Source organism: Actinomadura sp. BRA 177, from assembly GCF_013372625.1.
GTDB lineage: Bacteria > Actinomycetota > Actinomycetes > Streptosporangiales > Streptosporangiaceae > Spirillospora.
In genome coordinates this window covers 1-14386 of sequence record NZ_JABXFD010000449.1, presented here as the reverse complement: position 1 = coordinate 14386, position 14386 = coordinate 1, and the positions used below count along the sequence as shown (strand labels likewise).

16 protein-coding genes and 1 pseudogene are annotated in these 14386 nt (G+C 73.7%); 13 read left to right on the top strand and 4 right to left on the bottom strand.

Going from position 1 to position 14386, the window contains the following annotated elements; all coding sequences use genetic code 11:
- Positions 1–76: 76 nt before the first annotated feature.
- The gene (locus tag HUX53_RS26815) at positions 77–871 is read left to right on the top strand and encodes an ABC transporter permease subunit (RefSeq protein WP_255205666.1); all 795 of its coding nucleotides are present in this window, start codon (positions 77–79) and stop codon (positions 869–871) included.
- On the top strand, positions 868–1650 hold the full coding sequence (locus HUX53_RS26810; protein ID WP_176406000.1) for an ABC transporter permease: 783 nt from the start codon (positions 868–870) through the stop codon (positions 1648–1650). The genes HUX53_RS26815 and HUX53_RS26810 overlap by 4 nt, the downstream gene beginning before the upstream one ends.
- Before the next feature lie 56 nt (positions 1651–1706).
- Here HUX53_RS26810 and HUX53_RS26805 read toward each other — a convergent pair whose 3' ends face one another.
- Positions 1707–2015 (bottom strand): hypothetical protein, encoded by a 309-nt coding sequence (locus HUX53_RS26805; protein ID WP_176405999.1) that lies wholly within the window; start codon positions 2013–2015, stop codon positions 1707–1709.
- Positions 2016–2483: 468 nt separating this feature from the next.
- Here HUX53_RS26805 and HUX53_RS26800 point away from each other — a divergent pair, with 468 nt between their 5' ends.
- Positions 2484–3350: a helix-turn-helix transcriptional regulator gene (locus tag HUX53_RS26800; RefSeq protein WP_255205668.1), complete on the top strand. Its 867-nt coding sequence runs from the start codon at positions 2484–2486 to the stop codon at positions 3348–3350.
- Here the strand turns inward: HUX53_RS26800 and paaI are convergent.
- Positions 3347–3778 carry a hydroxyphenylacetyl-CoA thioesterase PaaI gene (paaI, locus tag HUX53_RS26795; RefSeq protein ID WP_309237447.1) on the bottom strand — a complete coding sequence of 144 codons (432 nt, stop codon included), beginning with the start codon at positions 3776–3778 and terminating at the stop codon, positions 3347–3349. The two genes, HUX53_RS26800 and paaI, sit on opposite strands and share 4 nt — an antisense overlap.
- Before the next feature lie 131 nt (positions 3779–3909).
- Here paaI and HUX53_RS26790 point away from each other — a divergent pair, with 131 nt between their 5' ends.
- From HUX53_RS26790 to HUX53_RS26760, 7 genes are all read left to right on the top strand, one after another.
- The gene (locus tag HUX53_RS26790; RefSeq protein WP_176405996.1) at positions 3910–4311 is read left to right on the top strand and encodes a nitroreductase family deazaflavin-dependent oxidoreductase; all 402 of its coding nucleotides are present in this window, start codon (positions 3910–3912) and stop codon (positions 4309–4311) included.
- 105 nt (positions 4312–4416) lie between these two features.
- Positions 4417–5493 carry a phosphotransferase gene (locus HUX53_RS26785; RefSeq protein ID WP_309237446.1) on the top strand — a complete coding sequence of 359 codons (1077 nt, stop codon included), beginning with the start codon at positions 4417–4419 and terminating at the stop codon, positions 5491–5493.
- 213 nt (positions 5494–5706) lie between these two features.
- Positions 5707–6573: an NAD(P)-dependent oxidoreductase gene (locus tag HUX53_RS26780; RefSeq protein ID WP_176405995.1), complete on the top strand. Its 867-nt coding sequence runs from the start codon at positions 5707–5709 to the stop codon at positions 6571–6573.
- A 79-nt stretch (positions 6574–6652) separates the two neighbouring features.
- Positions 6653–7486, top strand: coding sequence for a hypothetical protein (locus HUX53_RS26775; protein ID WP_176405994.1), 834 nt, complete (start codon positions 6653–6655; stop codon positions 7484–7486).
- Positions 7483–8592 carry a hypothetical protein gene (locus HUX53_RS26770; RefSeq protein ID WP_176405993.1) on the top strand — a complete coding sequence of 370 codons (1110 nt, stop codon included), beginning with the start codon at positions 7483–7485 and terminating at the stop codon, positions 8590–8592. The genes HUX53_RS26775 and HUX53_RS26770 overlap by 4 nt, the downstream gene beginning before the upstream one ends.
- Before the next feature lie 7 nt (positions 8593–8599).
- Positions 8600–10072 carry a hypothetical protein gene (locus HUX53_RS26765; protein WP_176405992.1) on the top strand — a complete coding sequence of 491 codons (1473 nt, stop codon included), beginning with the start codon at positions 8600–8602 and terminating at the stop codon, positions 10070–10072.
- A complete protein-coding gene (locus tag HUX53_RS26760) occupies positions 10069–11418 on the top strand; it encodes an AAA family ATPase (protein WP_309237445.1) in 1350 nt (449 codons plus the stop codon). Before HUX53_RS26765 ends, HUX53_RS26760 begins: the two co-directional genes overlap by 4 nt.
- A 10-nt stretch (positions 11419–11428) precedes the next feature.
- Here the strand turns inward: HUX53_RS26760 and HUX53_RS26755 are convergent, their stop codons facing one another.
- Positions 11429–12217, bottom strand: a complete 789-nt coding sequence (locus tag HUX53_RS26755) for an ATP-binding cassette domain-containing protein (protein ID WP_176405990.1) — start codon at positions 12215–12217, stop codon at positions 11429–11431.
- 195 nt (positions 12218–12412) lie between these two features.
- Here HUX53_RS26755 and HUX53_RS26750 point away from each other — a divergent pair, with 195 nt between their 5' ends.
- The 3 genes from HUX53_RS26750 to HUX53_RS26740 all read left to right on the top strand — a co-directional run bounded on the left by HUX53_RS26750 (position 12413) and on the right by HUX53_RS26740 (position 14053).
- Positions 12413–12928 (top strand): hypothetical protein, encoded by a 516-nt coding sequence (locus tag HUX53_RS26750; protein WP_176405989.1) that lies wholly within the window; start codon positions 12413–12415, stop codon positions 12926–12928.
- 90 nt (positions 12929–13018) lie between these two features.
- On the top strand, positions 13019–13708 hold the full coding sequence (locus tag HUX53_RS26745; RefSeq protein ID WP_176405988.1) for a hypothetical protein: 690 nt from the start codon (positions 13019–13021) through the stop codon (positions 13706–13708).
- 129 nt (positions 13709–13837) lie between these two features.
- Complete coding sequence (locus HUX53_RS26740) at positions 13838–14053, top strand: hypothetical protein (protein ID WP_176405987.1); 216 nt, start codon at positions 13838–13840, stop codon at positions 14051–14053.
- A 32-nt stretch (positions 14054–14085) separates the two neighbouring features.
- Here the strand turns inward: HUX53_RS26740 and HUX53_RS26735 are convergent.
- Positions 14086–14386 (bottom strand): annotated as a pseudogene (locus tag HUX53_RS26735) (hypothetical protein); the annotation flags it as partial.

Here is a 14386-nt window from a genome sequence, read left to right as displayed (position 1 = left end):
TTGTTTGTGGGGGCGGAGGTGGGTATAAGAGATGGGTTGTTGATGGGGGGGGAAGGGGCGGGGTTGGGGTGGCCGTATGAACGGCGTGGGTGTGCTGGGGGATGTGGTTGCGGCGGAGTGGGGGAAGTTGCGGAGTGTTCGGTCGACGGGGGTCGTTCTTGGGGTGGTTGTCGGGTTCATGGTGCTCTGCGTGCTGTGGTCTTGGTACGTGGCCCATTACTGGGATGGCCTGTCGGCTGCGCGGAGGGCGACGGTCAAGGTGGCGCCGGCGGAGCAGCCGCTCGCGGTCTCGCTGCCGGTGTGCGCGGTCGTGCTGGGGGCCTTGGCGCTGACGGCCGAGTACTCGTCCGGGATGATCCGCACTACCCTGGCCGCGGTGCCGCGCCGGGGCGTGCTCTTCATGGCCAAGGCGGGGGTGGTGGCGGTCACCATGTGCGCGGCGGCGCTTGTGGCGCTCGTCGCGGGGTCCGTTGCCGGGGTGGTGATCGTCGGTGACCGGCCTGTGGCGACATACCAGGGGCCGGTGGGCGATGTTGCGGTCCACCTGCTGTCGCTCGGGCTGACGACGGTGGGGATCACTCTCGTCACGTTCGGGCTGGGGGCCGTGCTGCGCTCCACCGCGGCGACGATCACGTCCGGCATGGCCGTGCTGTTCGTGCTGCCGGCTCTGGCGAGGCTGCTGCCTTCCCCGTGGGACGAGCGGATCTGGTCGGCGCTGCCCGGCAGTCTGGCGAACCAGATCGCGGGGGCGCCGGGCTCGTCCGGCGACCACGGCGCACTGTCGCCGTGGGTCGCGGTGGCGCTCCTGGTGGCGTATGTGGTGGTCGCGCTGGGAGCGGGCGCGTACGCGTTCGCGCGGAGGGACGCATGATGGGTGATGTGGTCGCGGCGGAGTGGTGGAAGCTGCGTTCGGTCCGCTCGACCTATGTCGTGCTGGCGGCGACGGCCATTTTCACCGGGTTCGTCCTGCTGCTGGCGTTCCAGATGGCGCATGTCTGGGACGGGCTGTCAGCGGATCGCCGGGACGATCTCCTGCTGCGTCCGCTGCAGGAGTTGGGCGGCTGGGCGGCGTCGCTGTGCCTGGCGATCCTGGGGGTGGTGTCCGTCACGTCCGAATACCGGACGGGCATGATCCGCGCGAGCCTCATCGCGGTCCCCCGGCGCCGGATCCTGCTTCTGGCCAAGGCCACGGTGATCGGGGCGGTCGCGTTGGCCGTCGGCGAGGCGGTGACGGTCGGATCGTTCCTCGGGACACGGCTCATCATCGGCGACCGGCCCTTCCCCGACCAGCAGGCTTCCATCGCGCATGATCTTCCGGGCTTCGTCCTCGCGGGGGCGGTCGTGCCGGTGTTCGCGCTGCTCGGCCTGTCGCTCGGCGTGCTGCTGCGCTCCGCGGCCGGATCGCTGGTGTCGGTCGTCTTCGTGTGGCACGTCCTGCCGCTGCTCGTCTACCACCTGCCCGGCCCATGGAACGAGCGCGCCGGATCGGTGATGCTCGCGGGTCTCCCCAGGCAGATAGCGGGGCTCAGCGCGGAGAACTCCGTGTACGGCGATCTCCTGTCCCCGGGAATGGCCGCGGTCGTGCTGGCGGCGTACGCGCTCGTCCCGATCGGGCTCGCCGCAATCGTCCTCAGCCGGCGCGACGCCTGACAGAGGCGGCGGTGGCCCCGAGTGGGGCTCCGCCGCTCAAGTCGTCGTGGGGCGGGTCAGCTGACCTGGAGGGAGGTTGCGCGGAGGGATAGGCGTTCGCGGAGCATGTCGATGGCTTCGTCGATGCGGGGGGCAGCGGCCTGGGCGCGGACGCGGCGGCCGTCTACGTCCACGATGGCCTGGGCCAGTGCCGGGCGCGGGAGGGACGGGTCGTTGACGACGCTCAGCGTGACCTGGACGGACGTGACGTCCGGGGCGCCGGACAGCGCCTCGCGGACGGCCCGCTCCGCCGCGGCGCGCTCGTGGGCCGAGACATCGCCCGAGGTCAGGAACCGGATCTCCGGTCGTTCACGGGTAGCATTCATGGATTCCCCCAGATGGTGGCTTCGCTGCGGAGCGGCGGGTGCGGTCCGGGCTCCTACCGGGTGAACGTTCTGGGGGGCCGAGATCTTGCCCGGACGGGACGAGAGCTTCGTCACGCCCCGCGAAAATTCACCAAAATGCGCGACGCACGACCTTCACGCGTCATACGACCCATCCGGGAATGGCCTGTCAGGATTGGTCATGCGCGTTGCCGGAGAACGGCGGGCAATTGGTACCCCGGCGGCAGCAGAATGACCGGCGGCACCACGGTCCGCAGCCGTACCGCCACCGTCAGCACTGGTCACGGGCTGGAGTACGCGTTTTTCATACCTCCCAAAAACATGTCCGCATCCTCTAACATAGGGCGGTGCCGTTCCGCCTCAGTGCAGACCCGTCGACTGGCTGGTGACCCCTTGTCCCAGGATTCAGCTGTCCCCACACCTCCGGCCGAAGACGATCCGGCCGGGCGGCTGATCGATTATCCGCGGCGCGGCGGCCCGACCGTCCTGCGCATTCTGCTCGGCGCGCAGCTGCGCCGGCTGCGCGAGGAGCGCGGGATCTCGACCGAGCAGGCGGGCTACGAGATCCGCGGCTCCCACTCGAAGATCAGCCGGATGGAGCTGGGCCGGGTCGGGTTCAAGGAGCGCGACGTCGCCGACCTGCTCACCCTCTACGGCGTGACGGACCCCGCCGAGCGCGCGCCGCTGCTGCGGCTCGCCAAGGAGGCCAACAACCCCGGCTGGTGGCACCAGTACGGCGACATCCTGCCGAGCTGGTTCGAGGTGTACCTCGGCCTGGAGGAGGCCGCGTCGCTGCTGCGCACCTACGAGCTGCAGTTCGTCCCCGGGCTGATGCAGACCGAGGACTACGCGCGCGCCGTCGTCCGGCTCGGCTACTCCGACGCGTCCGAGGAGGAGGTCGAGCGGCGCGTCCAGATCCGCACGATGCGGCAGGAGCGGTTCACCTCGCCCGGGGCGCCGACGCTGTGGGCCGTGCTGGACGAGGCGGTGGTGCGCCGTCCGCTCGGCGGCCGCCAGGTGATGCGGGCCCAGATCGAGCACCTGATCGAGATGTCGGAGCTGGCCCACGTGACGCTGCAGATCGTGCCGTTCGGTGCGGGCGGGCACGCGGCGGCGGGCGGCCCGTTCACGATCCTGCGCTTCGCCGAGCCCGGCCTGTCCGACGTCGTCTACCTGGAGCAGCTCACCAGCGCGCTCTACCTCGACAAGCCGACGGACGTCGACACCTACATGCGCGCGATGAACAACCTGTGCATCACGGCGGCGCGTCCCGACGACACCGCCAAGTTCCTCAACGGCGTCCTCAAGGACCTCTAACCGCCGATGACGCGCCGGTCGCGGCTGCGGCTCCCGCCGCGGAACTCCGCGATGACCTCGCCGTCCGGGACGCGGCGCACCGTCACGTCGTAGATCCCGCTGCGGCCGTAGCGCACGCGTTCGGCCGCGGTCGCCTCCAGGACGTCCCCGCTGCGGGCGCTCGCCACGAACACCACGTCGGCGGACGCGGCGACCGTCACGGCGTCATGGGTGTTGCACGCGTACGCGAACGCGGAGTCGGCGAGCAGGAACACGTAGCCGCCGTGCGCGATGCCGAAGCCGTTCACCATGGTCTCGGCGACCGCCATGCGCACCCGGGCCCGGCCGGGTGCGATCTCGGCGATCTCCATGGCGAGGTCCTGCGCCACCTTGTCCTGCGCGTACATCGTCTCGGCGCATCGCCGCGCCACCTCCGCCGCGTCGTCCACTGGCCCAGCGTAGTGATCCCGCCGCGCCGGCCGGGCATCGCTTGAGAGCCGCGCCCCTGGGAAGGTCATCCGACGTCCGCGGGTTGACACGAGTGGCCGCGCAATGGCCAGAGCCGGAACGAGGAGGACCGATGCTGTACGGCAAGGAACACGTCCAGCGCTACCAGGAGACCGACGGTGCGGAGGGACACGACTGGCAGGGCACGGTGACGCTGCTGCTCACCACGACCGGGCGCAAGTCCGGCAAGGAGCGCACGACGCCGCTCATCTACCAGCCCGAGGGCGACGCCTACCTCATCGTCGCGTCGAAGGGCGGCGCGGACGAGCCGCCGCTCTGGTACCCGAACCTGCAGGCCGACCCGGAGGTGAAGGTGCAGGTGAAGGGCGACAGGTTCACCGCGCGGGCGCGGACCGCGACGTCCGAGGAGAAGCCGGCGCTGTGGCGGAAGATGGCCGCCACGTGGCCCGCCTACGACGAGTACCAGACGAAGACGAGCCGCGACATCCCCGTGGTGGTGCTGGAGCGCGTCTGAGCCGCCGTCCGCGCGGGTTCACTTTCGCGGTGCGGGCCGGACGTGTAGCGTCGGCGTAGAACATCCATTCGACCGCCGTCCGCCCGACGCAGCCGAGGTGCCGAGGTGCCCACGTCGCACAGCACGGAGACCCGACAGGGTGCCGACGCCGAGCCCCCGCCGCGGCTGCTGCGGCGCTGGGACATCGGCGCACCGGACGCGGTCGGCCCGCTGCCGGCCGGGCCCGGCCGCCGGTGCTGGCGGGTCGACACGGCCGCGGGGGCGTTCTTCCTCCGCGAGTACGCCGAGCCCGACCGGCGGCGCCTGCTCTTCCAGCACACCGTCACCACCGCGCTGGACGCGGCCGGGCTGCCGGTGCTCGCGCCGCTCCAGGCGCGCGGCGGCCGGACGCTTCTCACCGCCGCGGGCCGCGGCTACGTCCTGTACCCGTGGGTCGGGGGCCGCGGGCGCGGCGGGCTGGAGCTGACGTTCGGCGGGTGCGAGGCGCTGGGCGGGCTGCTCGGGCGGCTGCACGCGGCGCTGGACGAGCTGACGGCGCCCGTCCAGCAGAGCATGCTCGTGCCGACGCCGCGCGCCGCCGACGCGTCGGCCGCCGTCGCGGAGATGCTGCGGGACGTCCCCGGCGACGGGGACGGCACCGACTTCGACGCGCTGACCGCGCGCCGGCTGCGCGAGCGCCGCGACCTGCTCGCCGAATTCGCCGGGCACCAGCCGCCCGACATCGAGGTCAGCACGGTCGGGCACCTGAACGGCGCGTTCGACGCCGATCACCTGCGCTACGGCGGGTCGGGCAACGTCACGGCCGTCCTCGGCTGGGACGGGCTGACGACGGGCCCGATCGCCGGCGAGGTGGTCCGCGCGGCGGCGCGGCTGTTCGCGTGCGACGACGAGCGCGGGTTCGACCTCGACCGTGTGCAGGCGTTCGTGCGGGGGCACCGCTCGGCGTATCCGCTGGACGCCGGGCAGATCCAGGCGGCCGTGCACCGCGAGTGGTGGGAGCGGCTCTGCGACGTCGCCCCGCTGCGGCACCGCTACCTGGGCGAGGACGGTACGGGCGGGCGCGGCCCGGCGGCGCTCGTGGCGTGGTGGTCGGCCCAGCTCGACCGCACCCTCGACGCGTTCGCCGCGCCGTACACGGCCGTGTACGCCGACGCGCCGGACGACGGCCACGCCTACGGCTGACCCGGGCCGACCGTCCCGACCGACCGCCCGATCGGGCGTCCCAGTCGAGCGCCCCTGTCGAGCGCCCCGGCCGACCGCAGCGGCTGAGCGTTCCGCAGGCCGCCGCGATGCCCGCGCGGCGATGGGTAGGGGCATCCAGGATGCGCGACGCGCAGCCGTGTGCGAGGCTGGCCCCGCACGGTTATGAACTGGACAGTACAAAAGGAGCGCGAGATGACACAGGTCGCGATGCTCGGCACCGGGATCATGGGCGCGGCGATGGCCCGGAACCTGCTGCGGGCCGGCCACCGGGTCGCCGTCTGGAACCGCACGGCCGCCCGCGCGGAGCCCCTCGCCGCCGACGGCGCCACGGTGGCGGGCTCCCCCGCCGAGGCCGTGGACGGCGCCGAGGTGGTCATCACCATCCTGAAGGACGGCGAGACCGCCCTCGCGGTCATGGACGAGGCGGCGCCCTCGCTCCGCCGGGGCCAGATCTGGGCGCAGATGGGCACGGTCGGCCTCGCGTCCCTCGGGCGGCTGGCCGCCTTCGCCGCCGACCGGGGGCTCACGTTCGTCGACGCGCCCGTCCAGGGCACGAAGCAGCCCGCCGAGCAGGGCAAGCTGCTGGTGCTCGCCGCCGGCCCGCAGGACGCCCGGACCGTCCTCGCTCCGGTGTTCGACACCGTCGGCGCGAGGACGCTCTGGCTGGACGAGAACGGCGCGGGCGGCGCGGGCACCCGGCTGAAGCTCGCCGCGGTCAGCTACGCCATCTCGCTGACCTCGGTCATCGCCGAGTCCGTCGCGCTGACGAAGGGCCTCGGGCTCGACCCGGCGCTGCTCGGCGAGGTCCTCACCGGCGGCCCGCTCGACAGCGTCTACCTGCAGACGAAGATGAAGGCCATGGTGGAGGGCGACTTCGAGCCGAGCTTCGCGGTCCGCAACGCAGAGACGAACACCCGGCTGATCCACGAGGCGGCGGAGTCCGCCAAGATCCGGGTGGACGTCAACGACGCGGCCGGCGAGCGGTTCCGCCGCGCGATCGAGCAGGGCCACGGCGACGAGGACATGGCCGCCACCTACCGCGCCAGCTTCCCCGCCTGATCCCGGCGGAAGCCGCACCGCATACCGCAAAAACTGGAAAACACTGGAACTGTCCGGAAGTACCTGTACCGTCTGCGGCATGTCCCGGTCCCCCGGCGTCCCGACCCCCGACGAGCTGGAGACGCGCATCGGCGAGCTGCGCGCCGCCGTGCGGCGGGCCATGGCGACCGGGGACCGGCGGGAGGCCCGCGACCTGCGCGCCGAGCTGCGCAGGGCCGAGAGCGCATGGGACGACGCCGTCCTCGGCGAGCGGCGGCCCGCGCCCGGGCCCGCGATCGGCGAAGAGCGCGGTCTGCTGCCCGTCCGCGACCAGGTTCACCAGGCGCTCACCCTCCTCGGCGCGCCGGCCGCGCCGAAGCTGATCGGGTCGGTGTACTCGGCGTTCTTCCCCGGCGAGATCCCCGGCTCCCGGCTGACGAGCCTGCGCCGCGACGAGGAGCGCTCGTTCCGCACCGCGCCGTACGCGCGGCCGTACTACCTGTGCGCCGCGCTGACCGCCGACCTGCTCGCCCCGGCGCGCGGGCTGCTCACCGTGAGCACCTGGCCGCTGGAGCAGCGGATCGTCGGGCCGCTGAGCCCCCGCACCGACTTCCTGACCGCCGCGGTGCGGCCCGCCGAGCACGCCGGGCGCGGGAGGCCCTCCCCGGACGTTCAGCGGCTGCTGTGGCGTTTCGCGTCCAACATTCCCGGTGCGGTCACCGATACGGTCGGTACGGCCGATCCGGCACGGCTCGCCGAGGCCGCTCAGGCCGAGCTGGACGTCCACCGCGAACCCGACCGGCGGCACCGCGAGGCTGCCGCGGCCCGCGCCCGGAAACGGCTCGACGACGCGGAGCGGCTGTTCGGCAGCCGGCTGCGCGCCGTGCGCGCGTCCGGGCGCCGCCCTGCGATCAACGGAGAGACTGATCCATGACCGACACCGCACCGGACCTGGACCGGCTGCGCGGCGGCGAGCCCCCGCGCAACCACGACGCCCGCACGATCGCCGCGCTGACGTCCAATCCGGGCTGCGCCCGCCGCGGGGTGATGGACGCGGCGGGCGTCGACAAGGACGCGGTGGCGCGGACCCTCGGGTTCCCCGCGCCGTTCGGGCAGTCGCAGTTCGCGATCACGCGCGGGAATGCGTTCGAGGCGCAGGTGAAGGCGGACGGGTGCGCGGAGCTGCTGACGCTGCTGCGCGACCGGCTCGGCCTGGACGTGCCGGAGGTCGCCTACGACGACCTGGAGGTGGTCGCGGGCAACGAGGGCCGGGAGCTGCGGCATTCGCGGACCCGGCGGCTGCTCGCCCGCGCGCTGGAGTCCGGCGAGGGGACGCTGTTCGACCATCCGCTGCTGCGGCTGGAGATCGCCGGGTACCCGGCTTACCTGGAGCCGGACGTCATCGCGTTCCAGCTCGCCGGCCGGCTGCACGTCATCGAGGTCAAGTCGTTCGCGGTCGTGGACGGGCAGGCCGAGCCGGAGCAGGTCGCCGCGGCGGCCCGCCAGTCGGCGGTGTACGTGCTGGCGCTGCGCCGGCTGGTGGCCGAGCTGGGGCACGACCCGGCGCGCGTGTCGCACGACGTGTTCCTGGTCTGCCCGGAGAACTTCTCCAACCGCCCGACGGCGACGCCGCTGGACGTGCGGCCGCAGCTCGCCGTCCTCGAACGGCAGCTCGCGCGCCTCACCCGCGTCGACGAACTGCTGGCGGAGCTGCCCACCGAGCTGACCTTCGAGCTGGACGGAGCGCTCGCGGAGTCCGTGCGTGCCGTGGAGGCCCGGTACGCGCCCGAGTGCATGTCGGGCTGCGAGATGGCGCTGTTCTGCCGGGACGAGGCGCGCGCGTGCGGCGCGACGGGGGCGCTCGGCCGGTCGGTCCGCGACGATCTGGGCGGCGTCGACACGATCGGCACGGCGCTGGCGCTGGCGGACGGCTCGCTGGACCCGTCCGACGATCTGGCCGAGACGGCCGAGCAGCTGCGCGCGGCGGCCCGGCTCCGCGGCGAAGCTTTGCACGGCGAAGCCTGGCACGGGGCGGCGTGATCGCTGGATGAGCGCACTGTCCTCGCTCGCGCAGTTGCAGGCGGTGGCCGCCGGGGTCGCGCAGCCGCTCGCGACCGTCCGGCACTGCCACGTCCCGGACGCGCCGCTGGTGCTCGTCCCGCTGAAGCTGGCCGGGGAGGCGGCGGCGCCGCTGGCCGTCATGATCGGGAGCGCGCCGGGCGATCCCACGCTGCTGGCGGTGCCGCAGCCCCGCAACCGCGATCTGCGGTTCGCGTTCGCCGCCGACCTCGCCAAGCTCGTCCTGAACCACATCGAGACGAGCCGGGGCGCGGTGGAGGAGCTGCCGCCCGGCAAGGAGGGCGAGGAGCGGATCCGGTACGGGGACGCGCCGCAGCTGCTCGTCCCGAACCGGGGCGGCGTCGCGTTCCTGCGGCTGATGGGCCGGTCGACGCGGTTCCGCAGCACGGAGGGCCCGTACGCGGTCGATCCGGCGGTGCCCGTCCTCGGCCGGTGGCTGACGTGGTTCGCCGACCGGTACGACTACCCCGGCTCCTCGCTGCTGCTGGCGATGACCGAGTCGCTGCGGCTGCACTGGGCTTCGGGGCAGAGTTCGCTGGAGGACGGCAACCTCGCGGCGCTGATGGGCTGGATCGACCCGCCGGACGGCATGGACGGCCCCGCCGCCGCGGCCCGCGCCGAAGACCCCGTGTTCTGTCCGCCCGCCGGGCCCACCACCGACCCGACGTTCGACAACGAGGTCCTCGCGCCGGCGATCGCCGCCTACGACCGGGCAGGACGCGGTTCGCGCGCGGAGGAGCAGCTCAGGAACGTCCTCGCGGACCAGCTCACCCCCACATGGGACCTGATGTGGCGGGCCGTCGAGCTGCTCCGCGCGCTGCCCGAGGGGGCGAGCGTGCCGCGACGCTGGGAGCGCGACCGGGACGCCTTCACCTATTACCACCAGACGTTCGGCGAGGCGTATCCTCAGGCGCGCCGCGACCCGCCCGTCCGGGCGGCGCGGCGGCTGCACGACCTCGAACGCGCGCAGGACGCCTACGACGCGCAGCGCGCGTTCGACGACCCGCTGGTCATGGCCGAGCACCGGCTGTCCGGCCAGGCGTTCGGCGGGACGGTCACCGAGTGCGACCCCACCCGGCTGGACGAGACGGGCAAGCGGCCGAAGCTGCGCCCGCTGCTGCGGGTCGGCACGCACGACCCGGTGCGGCTCGACGCCGGGACGACCGTCTGCAACGCGGCACGGCCCGCGCTCAAGGGGAGGATCGTGGAGATCGGTGACGGGTCGGTGCTGCTGGAGCTGACCGGCGGGATGGGCCGCAAGCTCACCCCGGAGCCCGGCGCCGTCCCGCAGGAGGGCGACCGGGTCTGCTTCACCTCGCTGACGGAGGGCTCGTTCGGCGCGGCGAAGTTCCCCGACCGCGAGGACACGCCGTGGACGCACGGCGGGCCGCCCGGCGAGTACGTGCCGACCGACGAGGACGCCGAAGAGGAATGGTCGTGACCGGGCAGGCGGGCCGCCACCTGGTGCCGGTGGCGGCGGACGACCTCAACCCGTCCGAGGCGGCGGCGCGCGTCGTGGACGACGTGCTCGCCGATCTCGCCGGCGGGCACCGCGGCGTGGTGGTCGACTCCCCGCCCGGGGCGGGCAAGTCGACGCTGGTCGTCCGCGCCGCCGCGCATCTCGCCGAGGCGGGCGAGCGGCTGATGATCGTGGCGCAGACGAACGAGCAGGTCGACGACCTCATCGAGCGGATCGCGGGCAAGCATCCGGGCATCACGCTGGGCCGGCTGTCGGCGTCGGGATACGCGCCGTCCGAACGCGTCCTGGCCCATCCGCAGGTGCGGGTCGCGCAGAAGGCCGACGACCTCGCCGAGTACACGGTCGTGATCGCGACGGCGGCGAAGTGGGCGACGCTGTCGGACGGTTCGTGGCCGTGGGCGATCGTCGACGAGGCGTACCAGATGCGCTCGGACATGCTGCTGCGCATCGCCTCGCGGTTCGAGCGGGCGCTGTTCGTCGGCGACCCCGGGCAGCTCGACCCGTTCTCCACGGTCGAGGTCGAGCGCTGGGCGGGCCTGACGTGGGACCCGATGCGCAGCGCCGTGTCCGTGCTGCTCGCGCACAACCCGGAGCTGCCCGTCCACCGGCTGCCGGTGTCGTGGCGGCTGCCCGCGTCTGCCGCGCCCGTCGTGTCGCGGGCGTTCTACCCGTTCACCGGGTTCCGCGCCGGGACGGAACCGGGCGACCGGCGCCTGGAGTTCGGCGCGCGCGGCATGGGCACCACGTACGACCACGCGCTGGAGGAGGCGGCGGCGACCGGCTGGGCCCTGTACGAGCTGCCGGCGCGGCACACGCTCCGCACCGACGCCGAGGCGGTCCGCGCGACGGCGGCGCTCGCCGTCCGGCTGCTGCAGCGCGGTCCCGTCGCGCATTCGGAGCAGGGGACGAGCCAGGTGGACGCGGCCCGCATCGCGATCGGCGCCGCGCACCGCGACCAGGTGACGGCGATCCGCGCCGCGCTCGGCCCGCACGGCGGCGGCATCACCGTCGACACCGCGAACCGGCTGCAGGGCCGCGAGTACGACGCGACGGTCGTCCTGCACCCGCTGTCGGGACGCCGCGACGCCACCGCGTTCCACCTGGAGTCGGGGCGGCTGTGCGTGCTGGCGTCCCGGCACCGGCACGCGTGCATCGTGGTCGCGCGGGCGGGCATCCCCGAGCTGCTGGACGCGCACCCGTCCGCCGAGCCGGTGCATCTCGGCGTGCCGGTGAAGTTCCCGGACGGCTGGGAGGCGAACCAGTCGGTCCTCGCCCACCTCGCCGGGCACCGCGTCGCGGGCGCCTAAGCGGGCCCGCTCAGGAAGGCCCGGCGGTCGCCGCCCACCGGCCGTTGTGCCGGTTGATCGTGATCGGGTGGTCGAAGCACGCGCTGACCAGCTCGGTCGTGAGGACCTCGCCGGCCGGGCCGGAGGCGAGCACCTGGCCCTCGCGCAGCAGCAGCGCGTGGGTGGTACTGGTGGGCAGCTCCTCCAGGTGGTGCGTGACGAGCACGGTCGTCAGATCAGGACGGTCGGCGCGCAGCTGGTCGATGCTGGCGAGCAGCCGCTCGCGGGCGGCGACGTCGAGGCCGGTGGCGGGCTCGTCGAGCAGCAGCAGCGCCGGGTCGGGCATCAGCGCCCGCGCGATCAGCGTCCGCCCCCGCTCCCCCTGCGACAGCGTCGGCCAGCGGGCGTCGGTCCGCGCCGTGAGCCCCAGCAGCTCGATCAGCTCATCGGCGCGGCGCAGCTCGTCCTCGGCCGGCGTCCAGCGCGGGACGAGCTCGATCGTGCCCGTCACACCGGTCAGGACGATCTCCCGGACGGTCCGCGCCGACTCCAGGGGATGCCGCGGGTTCACCTGCCCGATCAGCGGCCGCAGCGCGTGGACGTCCACCCGGCCGAGGCGGTGCCCGAGGATCTCCGCCGTCCCGCGCGTCGGGTGCGTGTAGGCGCCCAGGATGCCGAGGAGCGTGCTCTTACCCGCCCCGTTCGGCCCGATGAGCGCCCAGTGCTCGCCGCGCAGCACGGTCATCGTGACGCGGTCGAGGAGCAGCCGCCGCTCGCGGACCAGATCGATCTTGTCGGCGTTCAGCACGACGTCGGACACGGGGCCTCCCGTTCGAGAACTCGGTCAGGGGGCACGCCGGGGAATGGGCGGCGCGCCGGGACGCGGAGGCCGGGATCGCCGGGGGCGGGCGCGTCGGTGACGATCTTCAACGTACCCGAGATGCGCCGCCCGGTACGACGGAGGCGTCCGGACGGATACTGTGAGTTCCGGTGCCTCAGCGATCAGGAGGGGGACATGGAGGACATCGGCCTCATGTGCGCCCGCTGCGGCGGCGAGGTGCACGACGTGACGCACAACCGCGAGGGCTCGCTCGACGGCGTCGGCTACCGGCACAACCGGCGGGTCGAGCCGTGGGACCACGAGCTGGAGCTGGCGGTCGGCGAGCCCCTCCCGCTGGAGCCGGGCTGCGACTTCTGCGGCGCGTCCGGGCCGAGCTGGCTCTACTACCCCACGCTCGACCCCGACGACACCGACATGTTCGAGGTCGAGCTCGACACCACGGACCTGTCGGACGACGACACCGCCGTGGCCGTCCTCAACATGCTCTATCCGTGGTACGCGTGCGACACGTGCTCGGTCCTCGTCGCCGACCGCAACATCGACGTCCTCATCACCCGAGCCCTCGACCACACGCCCGTCCCGGAGGACGGCCCCGTCGGCGAGGACACCGTCCGCGCCCGGCTCCAGGGGTCCCTCTCGGTCTTCTTCACCACCCGCCCCGGCCGGCCGCAGCCGTCCCGGGCCGTGTAGCGTCTTTCCACCCCGCGGGGGCGGGGTGTCGGCGGGGGCCAATACAATCGGTGCCGTTTTGGTGAGATGCGTGTGGGTACGGGGGCGCAAATGATCATTGATGGGCGGTTCCACGGGCCGGACGGCTCCGGGAACGGCGGGTACGTGGCGGGGCGCCTCGCGGGGCGGGTGCCGGTCGACACGGTGACGGTGACGCTGCGGCAGCCGCCGCCGCTGGACACCGAGCTGACCGTGACGGCGGAGGACGAGCGGGGGCACAGCGCGCGGCTGTGGGACGGCGAGCGGCTGATCGCGGAGGCGCTCGCGGGCGCCATCGTCGTGCCGCCGATCCCGCCCGTCCCGTTCGAGCGCGCGGAGGAGGCCGCGGAGAAGTACCGGGCGCAGGAGAACCATCCGTTCCCCGGCTGCTTCGTCTGCGGGCCGGACCGCGAGCCGGGCGACGGGCTCCGGCTGGAGCCGGGACCGGTCGGCGAGGGCACCGTCGCGACGCCGTGGGTGCCCGACCGGGTGCCCGAGCGGGAGCTGGTGTGGGCGGCGCTCGACTGCCCGGGCGCGTGGTCGTTCGACGTCGCGGGCCGGCCGGCGGTGCTCGGCACCATGACCGCGCAGGTCATGGACGTGCCGGAGGCCGGCGAGCGGTGCGTCGTGCTGGGCCTCGCGCGCAGCCGCGAGGGCCGCAAGATGCACGCCGCCACGGCGCTGTACGGGGCGGACGGGCGGCTGCTCGGCCGCGCCGAGCAGATCTGGATCGAGATCGATCCCGAGGTGTTCGGCCGCTGACACCGGTGATCCGCCGCCGTCCGGGCCGGTCCGTTTCCGCATGAACCGCGGAAATGTGCCGTCCGACACTGTCGCCGCGGCCCGATCCGCTGTTCAATGCGAACTTCCGCGGATACGGAGGCACGGCTCATGAGCGGAGACGGATTACTCATCCTGGCGCTCGCGGCGCTGGCGATCTACACGGGGGTGCACTGGGAGCGGGCGCGCCGCGCGGTGACGGACCTGCGGCTCAGCCGCCGCCGGGTCACCCTGCTGCGCCAGGTCGCGGCGCGGGAGCGCGGCCAGGTGGTGGTGATCACCGCGGTGGCGGTGGCGGCGGTCTTCCTGGCGGTCAGGTACGGCTGAGCCCGGTCGGGCGTCCGCCCGGGCGGGCGCGGTCAGGGGCCGGCGAAGAGGGGGTCCTCGCGGTCCACGCCGTTCAGGGGGCGGCCGTGGTTCCGCGCCTCGCCGCCCTGCACCTGCTGGTGCCCGCCGGTGTTCGAGCCCGGCGTGCCGTTCGGGCCCGGCGTCCCGTTCTGGCCGGGCGCCCCGTTCGGACCGGGCATCCCGTGCGGGGCGGGCGCCGCGTTCGGGAGCGGCGCTCCGAGCGGCATCGGGGCGCCGTTCGGGACGGGGCCGTGCCCGGCCGGTCCGCCGATCGGCGGCAATCCCGGCGGCGGCTGTCCCTTATACAAATCT

Excerpts from the sequence above, each read along its gene's own strand:
- HUX53_RS26815 (WP_255205666.1), top strand. The coding sequence starts at position 77 with ATGAACGGCGTGGGTGTGCTGGGGGATGTGGTTGCGGCGGAGTGGGGG.
- HUX53_RS26810 (WP_176406000.1), top strand. The coding sequence starts at position 868 with ATGATGGGTGATGTGGTCGCGGCGGAGTGGTGGAAGCTGCGTTCGGTC.
- HUX53_RS26805 (WP_176405999.1), bottom strand. The coding sequence starts at position 2,015 with ATGAATGCTACCCGTGAACGACCGGAGATCCGGTTCCTGACCTCGGGC.
- HUX53_RS26790 (WP_176405996.1), top strand. The coding sequence starts at position 3,910 with ATGCTGTACGGCAAGGAACACGTCCAGCGCTACCAGGAGACCGACGGT.
- HUX53_RS26780 (WP_176405995.1), top strand. The coding sequence starts at position 5,707 with ATGACACAGGTCGCGATGCTCGGCACCGGGATCATGGGCGCGGCGATG.
- HUX53_RS26775 (WP_176405994.1), top strand. The coding sequence starts at position 6,653 with ATGTCCCGGTCCCCCGGCGTCCCGACCCCCGACGAGCTGGAGACGCGC.
- HUX53_RS26770 (WP_176405993.1), top strand. The coding sequence starts at position 7,483 with ATGACCGACACCGCACCGGACCTGGACCGGCTGCGCGGCGGCGAGCCC.
- HUX53_RS26765 (WP_176405992.1), top strand. The coding sequence starts at position 8,600 with ATGAGCGCACTGTCCTCGCTCGCGCAGTTGCAGGCGGTGGCCGCCGGG.
- HUX53_RS26750 (WP_176405989.1), top strand. The coding sequence starts at position 12,413 with ATGGAGGACATCGGCCTCATGTGCGCCCGCTGCGGCGGCGAGGTGCAC.
- HUX53_RS26745 (WP_176405988.1), top strand. The coding sequence starts at position 13,019 with ATGATCATTGATGGGCGGTTCCACGGGCCGGACGGCTCCGGGAACGGC.
- HUX53_RS26740 (WP_176405987.1), top strand. The coding sequence starts at position 13,838 with ATGAGCGGAGACGGATTACTCATCCTGGCGCTCGCGGCGCTGGCGATC.